The organism is Sulfitobacter sediminivivens, from assembly GCF_042611115.2.
In the GTDB taxonomy this organism is placed as follows: Bacteria; Pseudomonadota; Alphaproteobacteria; order Rhodobacterales; family Rhodobacteraceae; genus Sulfitobacter; species Sulfitobacter sediminivivens.
Genome location: NZ_JBHGAR020000012.1, coordinates 44,919 through 62,811, shown reverse-complemented (window position 1 = coordinate 62,811; position 17,893 = coordinate 44,919). Strand labels below are relative to the sequence as shown.

General features: G+C 55.9%; 22 protein-coding genes. 7 read left to right on the top strand and 15 right to left on the bottom strand.

All coding sequences use genetic code 11. The features are described 5' to 3' along the window. Positions 1-11 precede the first annotated feature (11 nt). The 12 genes from ACEWL3_RS13220 to secG all read right to left on the bottom strand — a co-directional run bounded on the left by ACEWL3_RS13220 (position 12) and on the right by secG (position 9,732). The gene (locus ACEWL3_RS13220; protein WP_386182011.1) at positions 12-818 is read right to left on the bottom strand and encodes an ABC transporter permease; all 807 of its coding nucleotides are present in this window, start codon (positions 816-818) and stop codon (positions 12-14) included. Next, positions 815-1,696, bottom strand: a complete 882-nt coding sequence (locus tag ACEWL3_RS13215; protein ID WP_386182013.1) for an ABC transporter permease — start codon at positions 1,694-1,696, stop codon at positions 815-817. The genes ACEWL3_RS13220 and ACEWL3_RS13215 overlap by 4 nt, the downstream gene beginning before the upstream one ends. An 80-nt stretch (positions 1,697-1,776) precedes the next feature. Beyond that, positions 1,777-2,511, bottom strand: coding sequence for a transporter substrate-binding domain-containing protein (locus ACEWL3_RS13210; RefSeq protein WP_386182015.1), 735 nt, complete (start codon positions 2,509-2,511; stop codon positions 1,777-1,779). A gap of 27 nt (positions 2,512-2,538) precedes the next feature. Continuing rightward, positions 2,539-3,315, bottom strand: a complete 777-nt coding sequence (locus tag ACEWL3_RS13205; protein WP_386182017.1) for an ABC transporter ATP-binding protein — start codon at positions 3,313-3,315, stop codon at positions 2,539-2,541. 114 nt (positions 3,316-3,429) lie between these two features. Then, on the bottom strand, positions 3,430-3,873 hold the full coding sequence (locus tag ACEWL3_RS13200) for a tellurite resistance TerB family protein (protein WP_386182019.1): 444 nt from the start codon (positions 3,871-3,873) through the stop codon (positions 3,430-3,432). 36 nt (positions 3,874-3,909) lie between these two features. Next, a complete protein-coding gene (locus ACEWL3_RS13195) occupies positions 3,910-4,347 on the bottom strand; it encodes a tellurite resistance TerB family protein (RefSeq protein WP_386182022.1) in 438 nt (145 codons plus the stop codon). A 9-nt stretch (positions 4,348-4,356) separates the two neighbouring features. Next, positions 4,357-4,974 (bottom strand): hypothetical protein, encoded by a 618-nt coding sequence (locus tag ACEWL3_RS13190; RefSeq protein WP_386182024.1) that lies wholly within the window; start codon positions 4,972-4,974, stop codon positions 4,357-4,359. A gap of 55 nt (positions 4,975-5,029) precedes the next feature. Further along, positions 5,030-5,323 (bottom strand): DUF1330 domain-containing protein, encoded by a 294-nt coding sequence (locus ACEWL3_RS13185; RefSeq protein ID WP_386182026.1) that lies wholly within the window; start codon positions 5,321-5,323, stop codon positions 5,030-5,032. An 11-nt stretch (positions 5,324-5,334) separates the two neighbouring features. Further along, positions 5,335-6,114 (bottom strand): 23S rRNA (adenine(2030)-N(6))-methyltransferase RlmJ, encoded by a 780-nt coding sequence (gene rlmJ / locus ACEWL3_RS13180; protein WP_386182129.1) that lies wholly within the window; start codon positions 6,112-6,114, stop codon positions 5,335-5,337. A 358-nt stretch (positions 6,115-6,472) separates the two neighbouring features. Continuing rightward, positions 6,473-7,114: a DUF1062 domain-containing protein gene (locus ACEWL3_RS13175; protein ID WP_386182028.1), complete on the bottom strand. Its 642-nt coding sequence runs from the start codon at positions 7,112-7,114 to the stop codon at positions 6,473-6,475. A 415-nt stretch (positions 7,115-7,529) separates the two neighbouring features. Further along, complete coding sequence (gene pyrG, locus ACEWL3_RS13170) at positions 7,530-9,173, bottom strand: CTP synthase (RefSeq protein ID WP_386182030.1); 1,644 nt, start codon at positions 9,171-9,173, stop codon at positions 7,530-7,532. A gap of 202 nt (positions 9,174-9,375) precedes the next feature. Then, entirely contained in the window at positions 9,376-9,732 is a 357-nt protein-coding gene (gene secG / locus ACEWL3_RS13165; RefSeq protein ID WP_114879204.1) for a preprotein translocase subunit SecG, read from the bottom strand. Between the two features lie 305 nt (positions 9,733-10,037). On the opposite strand from secG, the gene nthA reads away from it, so the two are divergent. Genes nthA through ACEWL3_RS13150 form a run of 3 tightly spaced genes read left to right on the top strand, consistent with a single transcriptional unit; the run spans position 10,038 to position 11,634 of the window. Then, positions 10,038-10,655, top strand: a complete 618-nt coding sequence (gene nthA, locus ACEWL3_RS13160; protein WP_386182033.1) for a nitrile hydratase subunit alpha — start codon at positions 10,038-10,040, stop codon at positions 10,653-10,655. Beyond that, complete coding sequence (gene nthB, locus ACEWL3_RS13155; RefSeq protein ID WP_386182035.1) at positions 10,652-11,326, top strand: nitrile hydratase subunit beta; 675 nt, start codon at positions 10,652-10,654, stop codon at positions 11,324-11,326. The genes nthA and nthB overlap by 4 nt, the downstream gene beginning before the upstream one ends. Next, complete coding sequence (locus ACEWL3_RS13150) at positions 11,323-11,634, top strand: nitrile hydratase accessory protein (protein ID WP_386182037.1); 312 nt, start codon at positions 11,323-11,325, stop codon at positions 11,632-11,634. The genes nthB and ACEWL3_RS13150 overlap by 4 nt, the downstream gene beginning before the upstream one ends. On the opposite strand, the gene ACEWL3_RS13145 is transcribed toward ACEWL3_RS13150, so the two are convergent. Next, entirely contained in the window at positions 11,635-12,030 is a 396-nt protein-coding gene (locus tag ACEWL3_RS13145; protein WP_386182039.1) for a DUF6524 family protein, read from the bottom strand. It abuts the gene before it with no gap. Between the two features lie 160 nt (positions 12,031-12,190). On the opposite strand from ACEWL3_RS13145, the gene ACEWL3_RS13140 reads away from it, so the two are divergent. The 3 genes from ACEWL3_RS13140 to ACEWL3_RS13130 are packed head-to-tail and all read left to right on the top strand — an operon-like array spanning position 12,191 to position 13,916. Then, positions 12,191-13,483, top strand: a complete 1,293-nt coding sequence (locus ACEWL3_RS13140; protein WP_386182041.1) for an adenylosuccinate synthase — start codon at positions 12,191-12,193, stop codon at positions 13,481-13,483. Positions 13,484-13,497: 14 nt separating this feature from the next. Next, the gene (locus tag ACEWL3_RS13135) at positions 13,498-13,722 is read left to right on the top strand and encodes a DUF2842 domain-containing protein (protein WP_386182043.1); all 225 of its coding nucleotides are present in this window, start codon (positions 13,498-13,500) and stop codon (positions 13,720-13,722) included. Positions 13,723-13,739: 17 nt separating this feature from the next. Further along, positions 13,740-13,916 carry a glyoxalase superfamily protein gene (locus ACEWL3_RS13130; RefSeq protein WP_386182045.1) on the top strand — a complete coding sequence of 59 codons (177 nt, stop codon included), beginning with the start codon at positions 13,740-13,742 and terminating at the stop codon, positions 13,914-13,916. 78 nt (positions 13,917-13,994) lie between these two features. Here the strand turns inward: ACEWL3_RS13130 and ACEWL3_RS13125 are convergent, their stop codons facing one another. Continuing rightward, positions 13,995-16,169 (bottom strand): hypothetical protein, encoded by a 2,175-nt coding sequence (locus ACEWL3_RS13125; protein ID WP_386182047.1) that lies wholly within the window; start codon positions 16,167-16,169, stop codon positions 13,995-13,997. 138 nt (positions 16,170-16,307) lie between these two features. On the opposite strand from ACEWL3_RS13125, the gene ACEWL3_RS13120 reads away from it, so the two are divergent. After that, positions 16,308-17,018 carry a thiamine diphosphokinase gene (locus ACEWL3_RS13120; RefSeq protein WP_386182049.1) on the top strand — a complete coding sequence of 237 codons (711 nt, stop codon included), beginning with the start codon at positions 16,308-16,310 and terminating at the stop codon, positions 17,016-17,018. Here the strand turns inward: ACEWL3_RS13120 and ACEWL3_RS13115 are convergent. Further along, positions 16,954-17,880, bottom strand: a complete 927-nt coding sequence (locus tag ACEWL3_RS13115) for a DMT family transporter (RefSeq protein WP_386182051.1) — start codon at positions 17,878-17,880, stop codon at positions 16,954-16,956. The genes ACEWL3_RS13120 and ACEWL3_RS13115 overlap by 65 nt on opposite strands. Positions 17,881-17,893: the final 13 nt, after the last annotated feature.

Below are 17,893 nucleotides of genomic sequence, written 5' to 3'. Positions count from 1 at the left end.
AATGTTGGATACTACCGTATCAGATTGGGACGCAAGTTAATTTTTCGGCGCTGTGCTTGGGGCAGGTGCCGGTTCAGCCGCGCATTGATCAATCCAAACACCGAGATCACACAAACCGTCAACACAATGAAATAGCCCGCAAGGATGGGATAGGGCACGAAGGGGTTAAACGTCTTGTCCGCGAAATAGCTCGCATAATAAAGCGCATCGCCGCGTTGCTGCCATGCCGGAAAGCCACTGAAAAAAACCAATGTGGTGGCATGAAACAGAAAGATCGCCTCGTTGGTATAGGCAGGCCACGCAAGGCGCAGAGACGTCGGCCAGATTACCCGGCGAAAGCGGGTCCAGCCGGTCAACCCATAGGCATCTGCAGCCTCGACATCACCTTTGGGAATGGATTGTAGCGCGCCATAAAAAATCTCGCCGGTATAGGCGGCGGTGTTCAGGAACAAAACGATCAGGGCACCCAACCATGCGGCGGTGAAGGCATCAAAGAACGGGTTCACAGACTTGAGGCTGAGAAACAGAAAATAGCCAAAGAAGAATTGAATAAAAAGCGGCGAGCCCCGAAAAATAAAGATGAACCATTCCGCAGGTTTGCGGATCCAGGGATTTGCCTGCGTCTTGCCGACGCCGAGTGCTGTGGCCAGCACAAAGCCCGTTACAAGGGCGACAACGCCAAAATAGATGTTCCAGATCATGCCGGAACCAATCAGCGTGAACTGTTCGCACAGAGTGAAATTTTCCTTTGGAAGCAGACGTTCCCCAATGCCAATTGAGCGCAGCCCGTAATCCTGAATGGTTTGCAAGCAACTCATGCGGCTTTCCTTTGCGCTTCGCCGCCCGTGGTCGCCTGACCCCGTGTGAGACGCTTCATCAACCGGTCCAGCACAATTTCGGAGACGCGTGTGAAGCACAGGTAAAAGATCAACAGCACAAAGAAATACCACATCCGCCAGTCACCATGCGGATAATCGGTAAAGCGCGATGTCTTTGTCCCGCCAAGTTCGCGCGCCCAGTACACGATGTCTTCGACGCCGAGCAGGAACAACAGCGGTGTCGCCTTGATCAGCACCATCCAAAGATTGCTGAGGCCGGGCAGCGCATAAACCCACATCTGGGGCACCATCACCCGCCAGAATGTCTGACGCCGCGACATGCCATAAGCCTCTGCTGTTTCAAGTTGTGCATGCGGGACGGCGCGCATGGCACCAAATAGGACGTTCGCTGCAAAGGCCCCAAACACGATGGCAAAGGTCACGACCGCCAGCGAAAAGCCATAACTTTCGTGAACCCACTGCGATGCATTCCCAAGCGGCATCTTGGCGGCCTGACAGACGACAAAATCATTGCCCTGTCTGACGGGCAGTTCCCAGTCGGGGCAAAGCACCTTGTGGCGGGTAAATTCGATGGCCTGATCCAGAGCAATTACAAAGAACAGAAAGAATGCAATGTCCGGCACACCGCGCACCAACGCGATGTAGGCCTTGCCAATCCAGCGGACGAAGAAAAAGCTGGCCCGGGCCGCCATTGCACCGGCAAACCCAAAGCCCAATGCCACAGGTGCCGTCACCGCCAGCAGCAGCAGCACTTTTATGAAAGAGCCATAGAACGACATATGCACGCCAGTTGTCAGATAACATGCGAGCCATGGCAGGCGTTCAAGTATGGAAGGATCGGCGCAGAATGAGAACATATAGCCCTGTCAGATCGTCGGGGGATGACCCCGGCGCGGCAAAGTCAGGCGCGCCATTGCGGGCGCGCCTGAGGGTTGGTTCAGTAGGTTGTGGTTTCTTCGCCGAACCACTTTTTCAGCATCGTGTTGAGCGACCCATCGGCCTTCATCGCGGAGATGGCGGCGTCAAACTTTTCTTTCAGCTCGGTGTCGCTTTCGCGCAGGCCAAGGCCGATGCCGCCACCCAAAGGCACGTCGTCACCGACAAACATCAACTCACCGGATGATTCCTCGACGATTGGTGCGAGATAGTCCTTGTCTGCAAAAACCGCGTCCGCTTCACCATTGCGTACGGCGGCGACGGTTTCTTCAGGTGTCGCAAACTCGACCAATGTGGCACCGCTTTGGGCTACATAACCGGCCTGAATTGTGGACGTCTGTGCCGCAATAATGCCGCCTGCCAGATCAACACCTTCGGCAGTTGCGATATAGGCAGAAGCGGTTGGCGGGTAATAGTTTTGTGTGAAATCAATGACTTCATCACGTTCATCGGTGATGCTCATGCCGGCCATGATGGTGTCATAGTTGCCGGATACGAGGTTGGGGATGATGCTGTCCCAATCGTTCTTGACCCACTCACAGGTCAACTCAGCGCGCAGACACAACTCGTCGCCCAATTCGCGCTCAAACCCGTCAACTTCGCCGGCGTCGTTGATAAAGTTGTAGGGGGGGTACGCACCTTCGGTGCCCATACGGATGGTTTTGCCGTGACCATCAGCCATGGCCAGACCGGCGGTCATCGCCAGTGCTGCGGAGGCAAGTAAGATCTTTTTCATGTGGTAGTCTCCCTTTTTTGTTTTTGTTTACGAGGCTTGGGTTGCCGATAGAAACCCTTGCAGTCGTTCTGATTTGGGCGCGCCAAACAATGTCTCTGGCGGCCCTTGTTCTTCGATCAACCCCTGATGCAGGAACACCGCGTGATCTGACACATCAGCGGCCAGTTTCATATCGTGGGTTACGATCATCATGGTGCGCCCTTCGGCGGCCAGATCTTTGATTACCTTGACCACTTCCTGTTCCAACTCCGGGTCCAGCGCAGAGGTCGGTTCATCGAAAAGCAACGCTTCAGGCTCCATGCACAGCGCCCGCGCGATCGCCGCACGTTGCTGTTGGCCGCCTGACAGTTGCGCAGGATAAACATCACATTTGTCGCCGATCCCAACTTTGTCGAGGTACCCACGCGCAGCGTCTTCGACCTCGGCGCGGTCGCGGCGCAGCACGGTCAGCGGTGCTTCCATGACATTTTGCAAGATCGACATATGCGCCCAGAGATTGAATTGCTGGAACACCATTGAAAGGTTGGTACGGATGCGCAAGACCTGTTTGGCATCTGCGGGGCGGCGGTTATGGCCTGTGCCTTTCCAATGCACCGGTTCGCCCTTGAAAATCACATCGCCCTGCTGGCTGTCCTCAAGCAGATTACAGCAACGCAGCAATGTCGATTTGCCAGACCCGGATGATCCAATCAGCGAAATCACGTGGCCGCGTGGCGCTGTGACGCTGACACCTTTGAGAACTTCTAGTGCTCCGTACGCCTTGTGCAGGTCGTTGATTTGGATAACCGGGGTCTGTTCTGTCACGGTGGTAAGATCACTTTTCTCGTTTCAATGCGGTATAAAGGAATAATTCCCTTCCGATTGCAACGCAGAGTTTTCGCAGGCTTTGAAATCGCTGTCTTAACCTAAGGTAAGCGCTTAATTATATTGCGCTTCAACACGTCGGCGCGCCATCGCGCTGTCGGTGTCGGAAACCCCAAGCAGGCTTGCCACCAGTCGCAACAGTGCATCCTCTTCTTCAGCACGGGTGCCATCGGCGAGCACGACCTGCCAAAGCGCCTGGATCACCTCGAGGCGGTCGTCATAAGGAACAGCATCTTTGATTACGCGGGTGAACCTGACGGTATCAGGTGCTTCTGATTCGACGGATTCGGCATCTGCGCGCAGTTTCTTGGCTGCTGCCGGATCAAGGCCATACCGCTGCTGGACGATCTGGTCGATCAGCGCGCGTTCGCGCGGCGCATAATCGTTGTCGGACCGCGCGATCCGCACCAGCAGCGCAGTCAACGCAAGGCGCGCATCCGCATCGGGCAGCGGTGCGGGGTTAGGCTGTATCAGCCGCTTAAAGAGATCATCAAACATGAACGGGATATAGGTCGGTTGTGGCGAAAGGCCAAGTCAGATCGCTTTGAGAGCATTCTCGCGCGCTGCCTGCATGTCTGCATCCGTCAGACCAAGGGCCGTTTCAATCGCGAGCAGTTGAATCTCTTCTTTTTCGTCGCGGTTTCCATCGACCAACGCGACTGCCCACATCGCATCACTCAGCGCCTTGCGGTCGGCATAGGCCACTTCTTCGCGCAGGATTGCCGCAAATTCGGGCGTGCCGGGCGCGTCCCGTTCCAGTGCTTCACAGGTCGCGCGCAGTTTTGCGGCCTCCAGTGGTTTGAGGCCAAAGGTTTGTGACAGGATGCGATCAATCTGGCCAACTTCCGAGGCCTGATAATTATTGTCTGCAAAAGCCACGCGCACCAAAAGTGCCCCAAGGGCAAGCTGCGCATTGGGCTGTGGCAGGGGTTTCGGTGCGGGTTTACGGCGGGGAAAAAGGCGATCAAACATTCCGCAGCTTTAACTTATCTCGGGCGGTTTTCCAAAGCGCAAAGTGTCTATTGCCAGGCCTTGTGGGTCTGTGTTTGTGACAATTATGCCAGCAATATCGTCTATCCCGCGGTCGCGGGCAAATGCAACGGTGAATTCACCTGTCGGATCAATCGGAACGACCCCGATCAGCGACCCATCGCGGCGCATAAAGCTGACCATGGCGACACCGGCCTCGCCACCGCGCAGATCGAATGCAAGCGCCGACTGATTCTCATCAAACAAGACCGCAATGGCCCCTTCGCCCTGCGCCTCGCGTTTGGGATATCCGGCTGTGCCATAGCCGTTCAACACTGTCGTCCCCCCAAATCGGACAACAGACAGGTTTTGCCCGGCGGCCCCCGGCATCATCGTCAGTGGACCAAACGGCGCACCTTCTATCTGATCGTGGGTCCCGGCAGTGGTGACCATTTGTCCGGCAAACCGTTCACCAAAGGTTGCACCGGGCAGGGGCAGTATGTCGTCGACCTTGAACCCCGGCCCACCGCCACTTTGAATATCGTCAAATGTGATGATCTGAGGCAGCAGCAAGCTTTCTGGATTGACCAGACACACAGGTGCCCCACAGGCCAAAACTCCTGTGGGCATGAGGGCAAGTATCAGAGCGCGCAAAACCGACATAAAGCGGAGATTAGCACATTTTTCAGCCCTCGTATCCCTCAACAATCATCAATGTTCCATCAGCAACATTTAAACGAATGGATTTGGCGGCCTGATAGTCGGCACTTTCATAACAGGCCAGCGCATCGGCATAGCTTGGAAATTCGATGATGACGGTTCGGCTTTTCACGGGTCCTTCTACGGCGTTCTGTGTGCCGCCGCGGACCAGAAATTTGGCACCAAAATCCTTGAGAGGTTTCGCATTTGCGGCGCGGTACGTGTCATAGACCTGCGGGTCACGCACATCCATGTTTGCAATCCAATATCCTTTGGCCATTATGCGGTCCTCTAATTCAAAGTGTTATAAAAATTGGCTATCATCTTGGCCGCCCCGGCCAGCCCAAAAGGTGGGTTGATCACAAACAGGCCAGAGCCAACCATACCATGCCCCGGACGGGCAGGGGCAAAGCGGACCTCATGGCGCAGCGCATCCGGGTGCGCGCCGCTCAGAGCGCTCAGCATCGGTTCATGGGCGCGGCTGGTCAGGATGGGGTACCACAGCGCGATAATTCCGACATTCCAAGCCTTTGCAAGCTTGCCAATGTGGCGCGGGATATCGGTGTAATCAGCCTTTATTTCATAGCTCGGATCGATCAGCATCAGCCCGCGGCGCGGGGTTGGCGGGGTCAGGGCAAACGCCATCTCGAACCCGTCGCGCAGGTGGCATTTGACGGGATAGGGCGACATCGCCAGATCCAATGCGCTGTGTTCGCGTGGGTGCAATTCGGCCAGATGGATCGCGTCGGTGGGGCGCAGCAACGATGCAGCTAAAAGGGGCGAACCGGGATAGGCGTCTGGGCCATGAGTGGCGCGGGTTATTGCAAGAACCTTTGCGTAGGGATGATCAGCGTCAAACCATTGATCAACCTTTTTAATTCCCTGTTTCGCCTCACCGGTTTTGACCGCCGCCACATCCGTCAGATCATATAGCGCACGCCCGGCATGGGTTTCCATATAGGTCAGCGGTTTGTCCTTGCGGGTGAGGTATTCGAGCATCCACGCTAGCAGGGCATGTTTATGAACGTCAGCCAGATTTCCGGCGTGGTAAATGTGTTGATAGCTGAGCATGGAACGGGTGTAGCGGATCACGGTGCGCACGCAACGGTTAATACGTCAAATTTGGCGCGATGCGCGAAATCGTGGTTAACGCTTTTGTTTGTTGGGCAAAGCGGCCTTGAATCACTGTCGGTATAACGTCGGGGCGGGGATTGGGTTTTGCCGTGATGAACGTGGTTTAACGCGGCGTTCCGGGGGGAATTGTTTCCGGACGGTCAAGGTTGCCTTGGCGGAGCAAAAGGCCGAACAGAGAGATGTCTTGCGGTGTGCTTCCGGCCGCCCAAACCGGACTTTGGTAAAAAGCGCAGCCAATAGTCGCATAGAGCCCAAAGCACCGGATGCTGCGCGGTGTTCGAGTGTCAACTTTCCATTATTCTGCGCAACTACCTGATAGTTGTTTGAGCTTGTTGCGAGTGCCCTCGGGCAGGACGCGTGCGTAAACTATAATCGACACTGCAGAATTCAACGATTTCTTCAACTCTCGCCTCGTGTTCGGTTGAATGGTCACTCCATCTTGATCAACCAAAGACTTGAGTTGGGAACGGGATAGCTGCCATCCCTCGCACAGCAGTCGATCTACACGCACCCTGGTTGGTACATTCGTTCGTAAACAAAGTCTGATTTCAGACCAATTTGGTCCATGAGTTCTGAAAGCGCTCTTTTCAATTGAGTACTCAGAGCCGAGGTCAATTTGCGAGGACTGGCGCTTCAACTCAGATACGTCGAATTCATACCGCGCAACGAAACTTGGCAAGCTGTGCTGCATTGCATCCAGCTCTGCCGGTTTTATGCGGCTAACGGGGTGTCGATCTAATATGGGCCGGTTCCATGTTTGATCGCAGACTTGGCATTTGTAGATCAGCCAAGCGTCCAATTTCTTGCCATTCGCGTTAAGGCGGATCTTTCCACTGGATACGAAAGGTTGTTGTTTGGCGCAGGTCGAGCAATGACGAATAGGTTTTGGAGTGGCCTTTGGCACAATCGTCCACTCAGCCATGATAATCTCGGTCATTTGATTGGTCTTCCGTTCGGAAGTTCGCAATGGCGACCGAAACGACCCCGTTGACCGAGGTGAAAAAACAGACCAGCAATGAAAAAGGAGCGTGGCGTGTCAGCCGTGCGTCGTGGGAGTGCCGGTCAGGTCTTTAAATGGCGACCACGCGAACAAAGACACCCGACGCGCCGCAGCACATCAGGTGTTCGGGTGCATTCTGAAGACCTGGGTTAGTAAGGCAAAGTTGGCTCCCGTCAGACCAAGCGAGGCGGTGGTACCCGAAAGCGGTCGTTGGTGCAAGCGGAGCGAAAGCTCGCGCCGTCCGCAGCGAACTCCTTGATACCCAGCGCGAAAAATGCCCGCATCGCGACCTTTGCGGTCACCTGTGCCGTTTGCGGCATCTGTCACATGGGCCGCAAAGCCGTCATCCGCCTCACACCAGCCGCGAATTCTCTTTTGCTGCCCTCACAAAGTCCTTGAACAGCGGATGCGGGTCAAAGGGTTTTGATTTCAGCTCTGGATGAAACTGCACGCCGATGAACCACGGGTGATCTGCCCATTCGACAATTTCCGGCAATTTCCCGTCTGGGGACATGCCGGAGAAGGTGAGGCCCGCTTTCTCAAGCTGGTCTTTGTACGCGATATCAACCTCATAGCGGTGGCGGTGGCGTTCGTCGATGGTGGTGCTACCATAGGCCTGCGCGACTTTCGAACCGTCTTTCAGCGTCGCGTCATAGGCCCCCAGACGCATGGTGCCGCCCTTGTCGTCGCCGACTTTGCGTTCGACTTTATGGTTGCCCTGTACCCATTCCTTTAGGTGATAAACTACGGGTTCAAATCGTTTTTTCCCGGATTCGTGGTCAAATTCTTCCGACCCGGCAGATTTCAAGCCCACGACATTGCGCAGTGCCTCGATCACGGCCAATTGCATGCCCAGACAAATGCCAAGATAGGGAACCTTGTGTTCGCGGGCGTATTGCGCGGCCTTGAGCATGCCTTCGGTGCCGCGTTCCCCAAATCCACCCGGTACAAGGATCGCGTGGAACCCTTCGAGACGGGGCGCGGTGTCTTCACGTTCGAAAATCTCGGAATCCACCCATTCGACCTTGACCTTGACGCGGTTGGCCATGCCGCCATGGGTCAGCGCCTCGGCAATTGACTTATAGGCATCTTCAAGCTGGGTGTACTTGCCCACAATCGCCACACGCACTTCGCCCTCGGGATGGTGAATGCGGTCGTAAACGTCGTGCCAGACGGCCAGATCGGGGCGCGGCGCGGGGGAGATGTTGAAGGCATCCAAAACCGCCTGATCAAGGCCCTGCGCGTGGTAGGCCAAGGGTGCCTCATAGATCGATTTCAGATCATAGGCGGCCACAACGGATTCTTTGCGGACATTACAGAACAGCGCAATTTTCTCGCGCTCCTTTTCGGGGATCGGATGTTCGGATCGGCAGACCAGAATGTCTGGCGCGATGCCGATGGATTGCAGTTCCTTGACGCTGTGCTGCGTCGGCTTGGTTTTCAATTCACCGGACGCGGCCAGATAGGGCAGCAGGGTCAGATGCATGAAAATGCACTGTCCGCGCGGTTTATCATGGGAAAACTGGCGGATCGCCTCGAAGAACGGCAGACCTTCGATGTCACCCACGGTGCCACCGATTTCGCAGAGCATGAAATCAACCTCATCATCGCCAATTGCGATGAAGTCTTTGATTTCATTGGTCACATGCGGGATCACCTGAATGGTCTTGCCCAGATAATCGCCGCGCCGTTCTTTTTCCAATACGGTGGAATAAACGCGGCCTGAAGAAATGGAATCTGTTTTGCGTGCCGCAACCCCGGTAAAGCGCTCGTAATGTCCAAGATCCAGATCTGTTTCCGCGCCATCGTCGGTCACAAACACTTCACCATGCTCAAACGGTGACATCGTACCGGGATCAACATTGAGATAGGGGTCAAGTTTGCGCAACCGCACCGAATATCCGCGGGCCTGCAACAACGCCCCCAGGGCCGCCGATGCCAGACCTTTGCCAAGCGACGAAACCACACCACCGGTGATAAAGATATAGCGCGCCATTTGTGTTATTTCCCCCGCGTTTTGGTTTCGAGCGTTGTTTTGATGCGTGACAAAAACCAGCCAAATGCGCTGCGGAAAACCGCAGCACCACGGGATTTAAGCCTAACAGGATTCGGATGATCAAGGCAAGGCCGGACGCAACATGATGTTGCGAAAATCGGCATTACCTCAACTTATTGTGGTTCTTTATGCACTCAAGTGCTTAGTCGGCGGCTGGAACAAGGGGCGTGGTGTCATCTGCCGAAGGCGGCAGCAGGCCTTCTCCCTCTGGCAGTGCGGGTGCATCATTCAACGCGGGTGGTGTCGCGCTTAACCGATCAATGACCGACGATCCGGCGGATTTTTCTGCAACGATGATGGTCAGGGTGATCGAGGTTATCAAAAAGCAAATGCCAAAAAGCCAGGTCAATTTGCCGAGTGCCGTTGCCGCAGACCGGCCCGACACTGCGCCGCCACCGCCACCCATGCCCAGACCGCCCCCTTCGGAGCGTTGCAAAAGGACTACCGCAATCAGGCAGAGTGCCAGAATGAGGTGGATGATCAGGACGACGTTTTCCATGGGGTGCGTGCTTTCGAATTTGTTTGCGGGTATCTAGGCATGTTTGCCTTTGGGGGCAAGGGAGGATTGCCGCTGCCTGCCAATCCCTACAAGCAAAGACCGCCGTATGGGGACGGCGGTCTTTTGAAACGGTGCTTCCACATCTTATAGAAGGGCTATCCTGGAATTGAGGTGGATCAGACTCGTTTCGTGTCATGAGTGTATCATATTCTGTGGTTTTTTTCGCGCAAAAAATCATCCGTAAAATGAGGGACTTGGGCAGGCAGGCCATAGACAACGCCCTTTCGGTCGGGCAGCATGCGAAAATGCCTCATGATCATTCTGACCACGATCACCCTCACGCCCTGCTGCCGCCGGACCCGGCGTTGCGGATCAAGGCGCTTGAGACATTGTTGACCCAAAAGGGGCTGATAGATCCGGCGGCGCTTGATGTGATCATTGATACTTATGAGAATAAGATCGGCCCACGCAACGGCGCGCGGGTCGTGGCGCGGGCCTGGGCTGATCAGGAGTTCCGATCGGCGCTTTTGGCGGATGCGACGGCGACGGTTGCCGACATGGGTTTTTTTGGCCGTCAGGGTGAACATATGGTTGCCGTTGAAAACGCAGACGGTGTGCACAACATCGTCGTTTGCACGCTTTGTTCCTGTTATCCTTGGCCGCTGCTTGGCATTCCGCCGGGATGGTACAAATCGGACGCGTACCGCGCCCGTGTGGTGCGTGAACCGCGCAAGGTTTTGGCGGAATTTGGTGTCGCATTGCCCAAGGATACGGCTGTGCGCGTGTGGGATTCCACGGCTGAGGTGCGCTATCTGGTGATCCCGGAACGCCCTGCGGGCACGGATGGCATGGACGAAGAAGCGTTGATGGCGCTGGTCACGCGCGACAGCATGATCGGCACCGGATTGGCGAGGGTGCCTTGAGCCGCGTACACGACATGGGCGGACGGTTTGGCGATGGTCCCGTGGTGCCGGAACCTGAGGATGTGAAATTTCACGCCGACTGGCATCCGCGCGCCTTGGCCGTGACTCTGGCGGCCAACTATCTTGGCCAATGGAACATCGACGTGTCGCGCCATGCGCGCGAATGTCTGGCCCCAAAAGACTATGCACGCTTTTCTTACTACGAAAAATGGATGGGCGGGCTTGCCGATCTGTTGGTCGACAAAGGAATTGTAAGCCCGGATGACCTTGCTGGATATGCCACCCCGACGCCCAGCACACTGGCCGCCAAGGCACTCACCGCAAGCCAGGTTCCGGCAGTTCTGGCCAAAGGCGGCCCCGCAGATCGGCCCAGCAATGTGACACCTGCCTTTGCTGTTGGCGATGTGGTTGCCACCCGCAGGATTGCAGAAAATGTGCTGGTCGCCGGAGGGCATACACGCCTGCCTGCTTATGCCGCCGGGGCCAAGGGTCGCATTCTGCGTCTGCATGGCACCCACGTCTTGCCTGACAGCAACGCGCATGGCATGGGCGAAGCGCCCGAGCCGCTTTATGCGGTGGCTTTCCCCGCAGCAGAGCTTTGGGCGCACCCTGAACATCCGCGTGATGAGGTCGTGCTGGACCTGTGGCAATCGTATCTGTCCAAGCCATGAACGCGCCGGACCCGGTATTTGAAGCCCCCTGGCATGCGCAGGTTTTTGCCCTGACCGTGCATCTGAACGAGGAGGGACATTTTGCATGGGCTGACTGGGCCACACGCTTTGGCGCGACCCTTGCCCGCCATGGGGTGGCCCGTGACCTCAATGGAGGCGATGATTACTTCACCGCATGGCTTGAAACGCTGGAAAGCTTTCTGTCCGAGCTTGGGATGACCAACGCAGATGCGGTTGAGCTACTGCGGGATAAATGGGAAGCCGCCTATCTCAGCACCCCGCACGGCGCACCTGTCACCTTGGATTGATCACTGATCTACATCGTCCATATCGGCCTGACCTGATAACGCCCGGCGCACGTGGCTCCAGCTTAACCCGATGCCCAGAACGAAACTGAGGGCCGCCAAGGCGAGCCAGACATTCATGCTGGAATTATTCAGCCTTAGCACACCCAGATCGTAAAGCACCCAAAGTGCCGCGGCCACAACCGCAAGCACCAACAGCATTCCAAACCCGCCGATTGAGCGCAACGTGGCGCGTAAATAGATGATGTAGCCGATGACCAGCAGCAGCCCCAGCAACACAGCAATCGACATGTTCATCCCGCCAAAGTCGCGTACCCAATTCACATAGTTGTATTCGGTGGGGTTGAATGTCACCGCCAGCAACAAGAATGCGCACAGCCACCGCAAGATAAAGCCCATTGAAAATTCCTTTGCCTCTTTTTGGGGAAAAATATCCCCACCGGAGGCAAGAAGTCTATGGGCCTTTATGCATCTAATCTGCGTGCTGGTCTTTTTGCAGTTTCGCCCATGCGACAGGCCCGCTATACGGGCGCGGGTTGTCTCGAAAAGGAATACCAGTATGGCCAATGTCGTAGTAGTCGGCGCGCAATGGGGCGACGAGGGAAAAGGCAAGATTGTCGATTGGCTGTCTGAGCGTGCTGATGTGATCGCGCGCTTTCAGGGCGGGCATAATGCGGGTCATACGCTGGTCATCGATGGTGAAGTTTTCAAGCTAAGCCTGCTGCCCTCTGGCATTGTGCGCGGCGGAAAGTTGAGCGTGATTGGCAACGGCGTGGTGCTGGACCCTTGGCATCTGGTCAAAGAAATTGCCGGCCTGCGCGGGCAGGGTGTGACGATCACCCCAGAAACCTTGATGATTGCAGAAAATACGCCGCTAATCCTGCCGATCCACGGCGAACTGGACCGCGCGCGTGAAGCGCAGATTTCGGTTGCGAAAATCGGCACTACGGGCCGCGGCATTGGCCCGGCCTATGAGGACAAGGTCGGTCGGCGTTCGGTGCGGGTTGCCGATCTGGCCGATGAGGCAACGCTGGAACTGCGGGTCGACCGCGCGCTGGTGCATCATGATGCGCTGCGCCGGGGGCTGGGCCTTGACCCTGTGGACCGCGAAGCATTGCTGGCGCAACTACGCGAGATTGCACCATCCGTGCTGGAATATGCCGCCCCGGTCTGGAAAGTCCTCAATGAAAAACGCAAAGCGGGCAAGCGGATCCTGTTCGAAGGGGCGCAGGGTGCGCTTTTGGATATCGATTTTGGCACCTATCCCTTTGTGACATCTTCCAACGTGATCGCAGGGCAGGCGGCGACCGGGACCGGCATCGGCCCCGGTTCCATCGATTTTGTTCTTGGCATTGTCAAAGCCTACACGACACGTGTGGGCGAGGGGCCGTTTCCGGCGGAGCTGCATGATGGCGACGGTCAGCGCCTTGGTGAACGCGGTCATGAATTTGGCACGGTGACAGGCCGCAAACGCCGTTGTGGGTGGTTTGACGCCGTATTGGTCCGCCAAACCTGTGCGACCAGCGGCGTTAATGGCATCGCCTTTACCAAGCTTGATGTGCTGGACGGGTTTGAAACGTTGAAAATCTGTGTTGGCTATGATCTGGATGGCACGCGCCTTGAGTATCTTCCCACAGCGGCTGATCAACAGGCGCGGTGCACCCCGATATACGAGGAAATGCCGGGCTGGTCTGAATCAACCGAAGGGGCGCGGTCCTGGGCGGACCTGCCAGCCGAAGCGATCAAATACGTGCGCCGCGTTGAGGAGTTGATCGATTGCCCGGTCGCCCTACTTTCTACGTCACCGGAGCGCGAGGATACCATTTTGGTGACCGACCCGTTCGCAGATTGAACAAAGGATACCGGATGGCACTCAGCTATAACGCTCGCAGGCGCTGGGCGCTGATCATTCTGTTGATTGGTTTGCCGCTTTATATTGTCGTGGCGCTGAATGTGGTGGCGTTGTTTGATCGGCCCGGCATTTTGCTGGAGCTTTTGATTTATCTGGGCCTTGGCATCCTGTGGGCAATCCCATTTCGTTTTATTTTCAAGGGGATCGGTCAGGCTGAGCCGGATGCGGAGAAAAAATAAAATCGCCCGGTCCCATCTTGCGCAGCTTTGATGAGACGGCAACAGGCACCTTTTATCTTGATTTCCTTGGCTTTGATTTGGTGTTTGAACACCGTTCTACCACTGACACGCGACTTTACATGGGTGTGAAGAAAGATGAATGCGCGTTGCATTTATCCGAGTGGGGACAAATTGGTTTTTTGAACGCCCAATGACCTTTGATTTCAGGGGGCTGAGACAAAGAAAGACGGCACAAACTGCGCCGTCTTTCTTCATACCTATATGGCTTAGCGTTAGCTGGCTGCGCGGTGATCGGGGCGATACCCGATGTCCTCCGATACCGTAAAGCGGCCTCCTTTGATCTTTTCGATCTTGCCAGCACGCAGCAATTGACCAAATGACCGCAACCCGTCTTCGCGGCTAAAACCATCCTCAGGATTGACCTGGCGCACCTTTGTCATCAGTTGTGGACGTGAAAATTGCTCGCGCCCTTCGACAAAGGACATATAGGCGGCGGCTGCTTCAAGCAGCTGTGGCAATTTCGTCGCGCCCATTTCAGCGGCATAATCGGCAAAGCTTTCGCCTTCAGGGGCTGGTTGTGTGGTTTCCGCCATCGCTGCAACACGGCGCGGACGCACCGGGCCTGCCTGATGCGGCCTGTCGATATCAATGCGCTGTTCTGCGACCAGTTTCAGCGGCGCGGGGCGCGCATCGCCGGGGCGCTCGGTGCGAGATGAGCTGCTGACAGGGCGGCGGGGCCGCACAACATCAGCAAGGTCATTGCGGTATGCGTCGTCGTCCTTGGCATCATCATCATCGGACGCCCCCATTGCTACATCTGCTTTTGTGGCGGCGACGGCCGCGCGCAGATGGGAAAAGGCACTGCGACGTGTGGCACTTTCCGGCTCATCCATTTGATGATCCGTTTCGGCCAGCAACCGATCTATGTCCTCGCTTCTGGCGTCGTCGATGGAAGGCAGCACATGGCGCGCTGTTGCGGCAGCGGGCGCATCTTCGGCTTCATTCTCGTCGTCTAATGCGTCAGAAAGTGGTGTGTTTTCCGGTGACATATCCGCTTCCAATTCAGCCAATTCGTTGGCCAATTCGGCTTGGTCTTCGGCAGACAATGAGGATTTTGCCGCTTTGGCGGGAGCCATGTCATCCAATGACGGACGGTCCCCTTCGTCATCCTGTTCGTCGTCATATTCCTCGAGATTACCGTTTTCGATAGCGGCCTCAAGATCGGCACGCTTTACCTTGATAACCCGTGCGCGGGGCATGGGTGCCTCATCGTCATCGTCATCGAAATTATCTTCGTCAGTGAGAGTGTCAGCTTCCTCCGCGTCTTCAGAGACAACCTCAACATCATCGTCCTCAAGGGTATCACCGTCAGTTTCATCCGCGTCGGGACCGTTTTCTTCAGACAGATTGTTCAATGTGTCATCTGAAGTCTGGGAGACAGCAACAATATCTTCGTCTGCCTCTGCAGTTTCCGCGGCCTCTGCAGCGTCCAGGCGACCAAGGATGGTAGAAATGTCGTCATCGTCGTCTTCGTCGTCGATGTCCTGGTCGGCCAAGTCTGCGGCATCATCTGCGACCAATGCATCCTCGATATCGCGGCGGACATTTGCCATCAAATGATCAGGCTCAACCTGCGATGCACCCTCGTCGTCGGCATGCTGATCCTCGACGAAGCCGTCTTCATCGTTGATTTCATCATGTTGGGCCACCACAGCACGGATGCGCTGAAGTTTGGCTGCGATACTATTGTTCTGGGTGTTCTTCTGGTCTGGATAGGGCGCAACGTGTTCTGCCGCAAGATCCTCATCTTCATCTTCGATCCCGGGGGCGTCAGTGGAATTTGCGAAAAAAGCCTCAGCATCTGTATCGGGCTGACCCGCTGCAACGTCATCGTGATCTTCGACGGGGGCTGATGCGACAGCTTTTTGATTCAGATCAGCCTCTACCACGGGTACTTTGGCAGCCTCGACACTGGGCTCATCCGCCTCTTGGCCGGTCTGGATATCTGGCGCGGCACTGTCGTCCGCGTCGTCTTCTTTGAGGTCAACTTCGGCATGGCGCATTGTGTCTGCGTCACGTGCGACTGATGCCGCAACAGCCGCTGCGACATTGGCGGTGTCTGCGATGGGGTCGTTTTCGACCTCGTCGCGCAAAAGGGCCTGAGGCGCTGTTGGCTTCTCTTCGGATCGGTTTTCGATCGCGGACAAGTGAATTTTGCCATCATGCTGATGCGCTTCGACCCGGCGTGAAATCTCTTTTTGCGCAATCCGCGCCAGCATCTCTGCATCTGGTTGCGGGGGTTCTGCGCCAAAATACGGGGCGTCCGAGGACAGACCACGGAAATATTCCGCAATCGCCTTCATCGTGCCAAAAGAATCGTCAAACCCCTCCAAAGTGCATGAAAAGGTGCCATAGGATACTGTTAATATTTTATTATTACTCATCATCGGATGCTCGTCCTCTGCGGTTCTGCAGTGTATCGTTTACCACGTTGTCCAAGACCAAAGCGGCCCGAATCTGTGCCCTTGAACGTATCATTTCGTGGCGACATTGTGATCTGTTTCCGAAAAGGGCAGTAATTTGCCATGATTAAGCCCATTGTTCACGATATCGCGCCGATTGTTCACACTCTTCATCCAATCACTCTTGTGGGTGGAGGGCAGGCTACGCCGGAAGACCTGCATACTTCACTGAATTTTGCGCCGCTTTGTGTGGCAGCAGATGGGGGGGCTGCTTTGGCCCTCAGGGCAGGGGTCGATTTGGCCGCTGTGATCGGTGATTTCGACTCAATCCCCGCAGATATTCTTGCACAGGTTCCGCGCGCGCGCCAACACCACATCGCAGAGCAGGACAGCACAGATTTCGAAAAAGCGCTGCTCCGGATCGACGCGCCATTGATCCTGGGTGTCGGATTCTGCGGCGCGCGTGTGGATCACCAGCTTGCCGCGTTTCACACATTGGTCAAGTTCGCACACCAGCCTTGCGTTTTGCTGGCTGAGGATGAGCTGATATTCCTGGCCCCACCGGAATTGACGCTGCCCAGTAGTCGGGGCGACACGATTTCATTGTTTCCAATGGCAACAGTTTCTGGACGCAGCACCGGGTTGGAGTGGCCGATTGACGGGTTGGTGTTCAAACCGGGGCATCAAAGTGGGACGTCAAATCGCGCGATCGGGACGGTTCGCATTGAGATGGATGGACCCGGAATGCTGATGATCGTACCAAGGCGGCTTATTCAGCCGGTTGTTGAACACCTGTCACGGCAGGCGCACGCGCGATGGCCTGTTCGCGAATAATGACGTAAAGGCCCGCGGCGATTGTGATCAGGATACCAAGAGAGGCGAGCGGATCCGGCAAGTCCTGGAAAATCGCGAAACCCAATAGCGTTGCAAACGGAATTTCGAGGTATTGCATCGGTGCCAGGGTCGTCGAGGGCGCATAGCGCAAAGACCAGGTCATCAACAGATGCGCGACCGTGCCGAGAGTGCCGATTGCCACAAGCAGCGCCCATTCCTGTGAATTTGGCACGATCATATCAAGCGCCGCAATGTCCACCCAACCGCCGATCCAGATCAGCGGCACCATCACTGCAACGGCCATCACGCCGCTCACGGCCTGCAATCCGATGGGGTCGGTTTCTTTGGCAATTTGCCGGGTGATCAACATAAAGAAAGAAAAGTTTACCGCGACGAAAACAGGCAAAAGAGCCGGCCAACCCACTGTCATAAAACTGGGTTTTATCACCAGCAATGTGCCACTGAACCCCACGATACAGGCCAGCAATCGGCGATATCCAACTTCTTCGTTCAAGACATATTTGCCAAGGATCAGCATGATAAATGGCATGACAAATGCAATTGCGACTGCATCGGCAAGCGGCAGATACTTTAGCGCTGTGAACATCGCGCCAATGCCCAAGATGTGCAGCAATGTGCGCAAGAAAGTCAGAGCAAGGATGCGCCCACGCATGCGCCACAACCGCCTTGTCGCCAATACCACGGGAATGAGGATCACGGCCTGTAACGCAAAGCGGATCAGCACAACCTGAGCCAACGGGACCGACGTGCCCAACATCTTTGCGATGGCGTCCCCGATCGGGGCCACAATGCAAAACCCCAACATCAGGGCGATTCCGAGGATTGGTCTGTCATGGGTCATCACGCCACGCTAA

Bases quoted from the DNA above. Each gene is read 5' to 3' on its own strand.
- ACEWL3_RS13175 (WP_386182028.1), bottom strand. From the start codon at position 7,114: ATGACCGAGATTATCATGGCTGAGTGGACGATTGTGCCAAAGGCCACT.
- rlmJ (WP_386182129.1), bottom strand. From the start codon at position 6,114: ATGCTCAGCTATCAACACATTTACCACGCCGGAAATCTGGCTGACGTT.
- secG (WP_114879204.1), bottom strand. From the start codon at position 9,732: ATGGAAAACGTCGTCCTGATCATCCACCTCATTCTGGCACTCTGCCTG.
- ACEWL3_RS13115 (WP_386182051.1), bottom strand. From the start codon at position 17,880: ATGACCCATGACAGACCAATCCTCGGAATCGCCCTGATGTTGGGGTTT.
- ACEWL3_RS13120 (WP_386182049.1), top strand. From the start codon at position 16,308: ATGATTAAGCCCATTGTTCACGATATCGCGCCGATTGTTCACACTCTT.
- nthA (WP_386182033.1), top strand. From the start codon at position 10,038: ATGCCTCATGATCATTCTGACCACGATCACCCTCACGCCCTGCTGCCG.
- ACEWL3_RS13140 (WP_386182041.1), top strand. From the start codon at position 12,191: ATGGCCAATGTCGTAGTAGTCGGCGCGCAATGGGGCGACGAGGGAAAA.
- ACEWL3_RS13145 (WP_386182039.1), bottom strand. From the start codon at position 12,030: ATGGGCTTTATCTTGCGGTGGCTGTGCGCATTCTTGTTGCTGGCGGTG.
- ACEWL3_RS13185 (WP_386182026.1), bottom strand. From the start codon at position 5,323: ATGGCCAAAGGATATTGGATTGCAAACATGGATGTGCGTGACCCGCAG.
- ACEWL3_RS13195 (WP_386182022.1), bottom strand. From the start codon at position 4,347: ATGTTTGATCGCCTTTTTCCCCGCCGTAAACCCGCACCGAAACCCCTG.
- ACEWL3_RS13215 (WP_386182013.1), bottom strand. From the start codon at position 1,696: ATGTTCTCATTCTGCGCCGATCCTTCCATACTTGAACGCCTGCCATGG.
- ACEWL3_RS13190 (WP_386182024.1), bottom strand. From the start codon at position 4,974: ATGCCCACAGGAGTTTTGGCCTGTGGGGCACCTGTGTGTCTGGTCAAT.
- ACEWL3_RS13220 (WP_386182011.1), bottom strand. From the start codon at position 818: ATGAGTTGCTTGCAAACCATTCAGGATTACGGGCTGCGCTCAATTGGC.
- ACEWL3_RS13200 (WP_386182019.1), bottom strand. From the start codon at position 3,873: ATGTTTGATGATCTCTTTAAGCGGCTGATACAGCCTAACCCCGCACCG.
- pyrG (WP_386182030.1), bottom strand. From the start codon at position 9,173: ATGGCGCGCTATATCTTTATCACCGGTGGTGTGGTTTCGTCGCTTGGC.
- ACEWL3_RS13210 (WP_386182015.1), bottom strand. From the start codon at position 2,511: ATGAAAAAGATCTTACTTGCCTCCGCAGCACTGGCGATGACCGCCGGT.
- ACEWL3_RS13125 (WP_386182047.1), bottom strand. From the start codon at position 16,169: ATGATGAGTAATAATAAAATATTAACAGTATCCTATGGCACCTTTTCA.
- ACEWL3_RS13150 (WP_386182037.1), top strand. From the start codon at position 11,323: ATGAACGCGCCGGACCCGGTATTTGAAGCCCCCTGGCATGCGCAGGTT.
- ACEWL3_RS13135 (WP_386182043.1), top strand. From the start codon at position 13,498: ATGGCACTCAGCTATAACGCTCGCAGGCGCTGGGCGCTGATCATTCTG.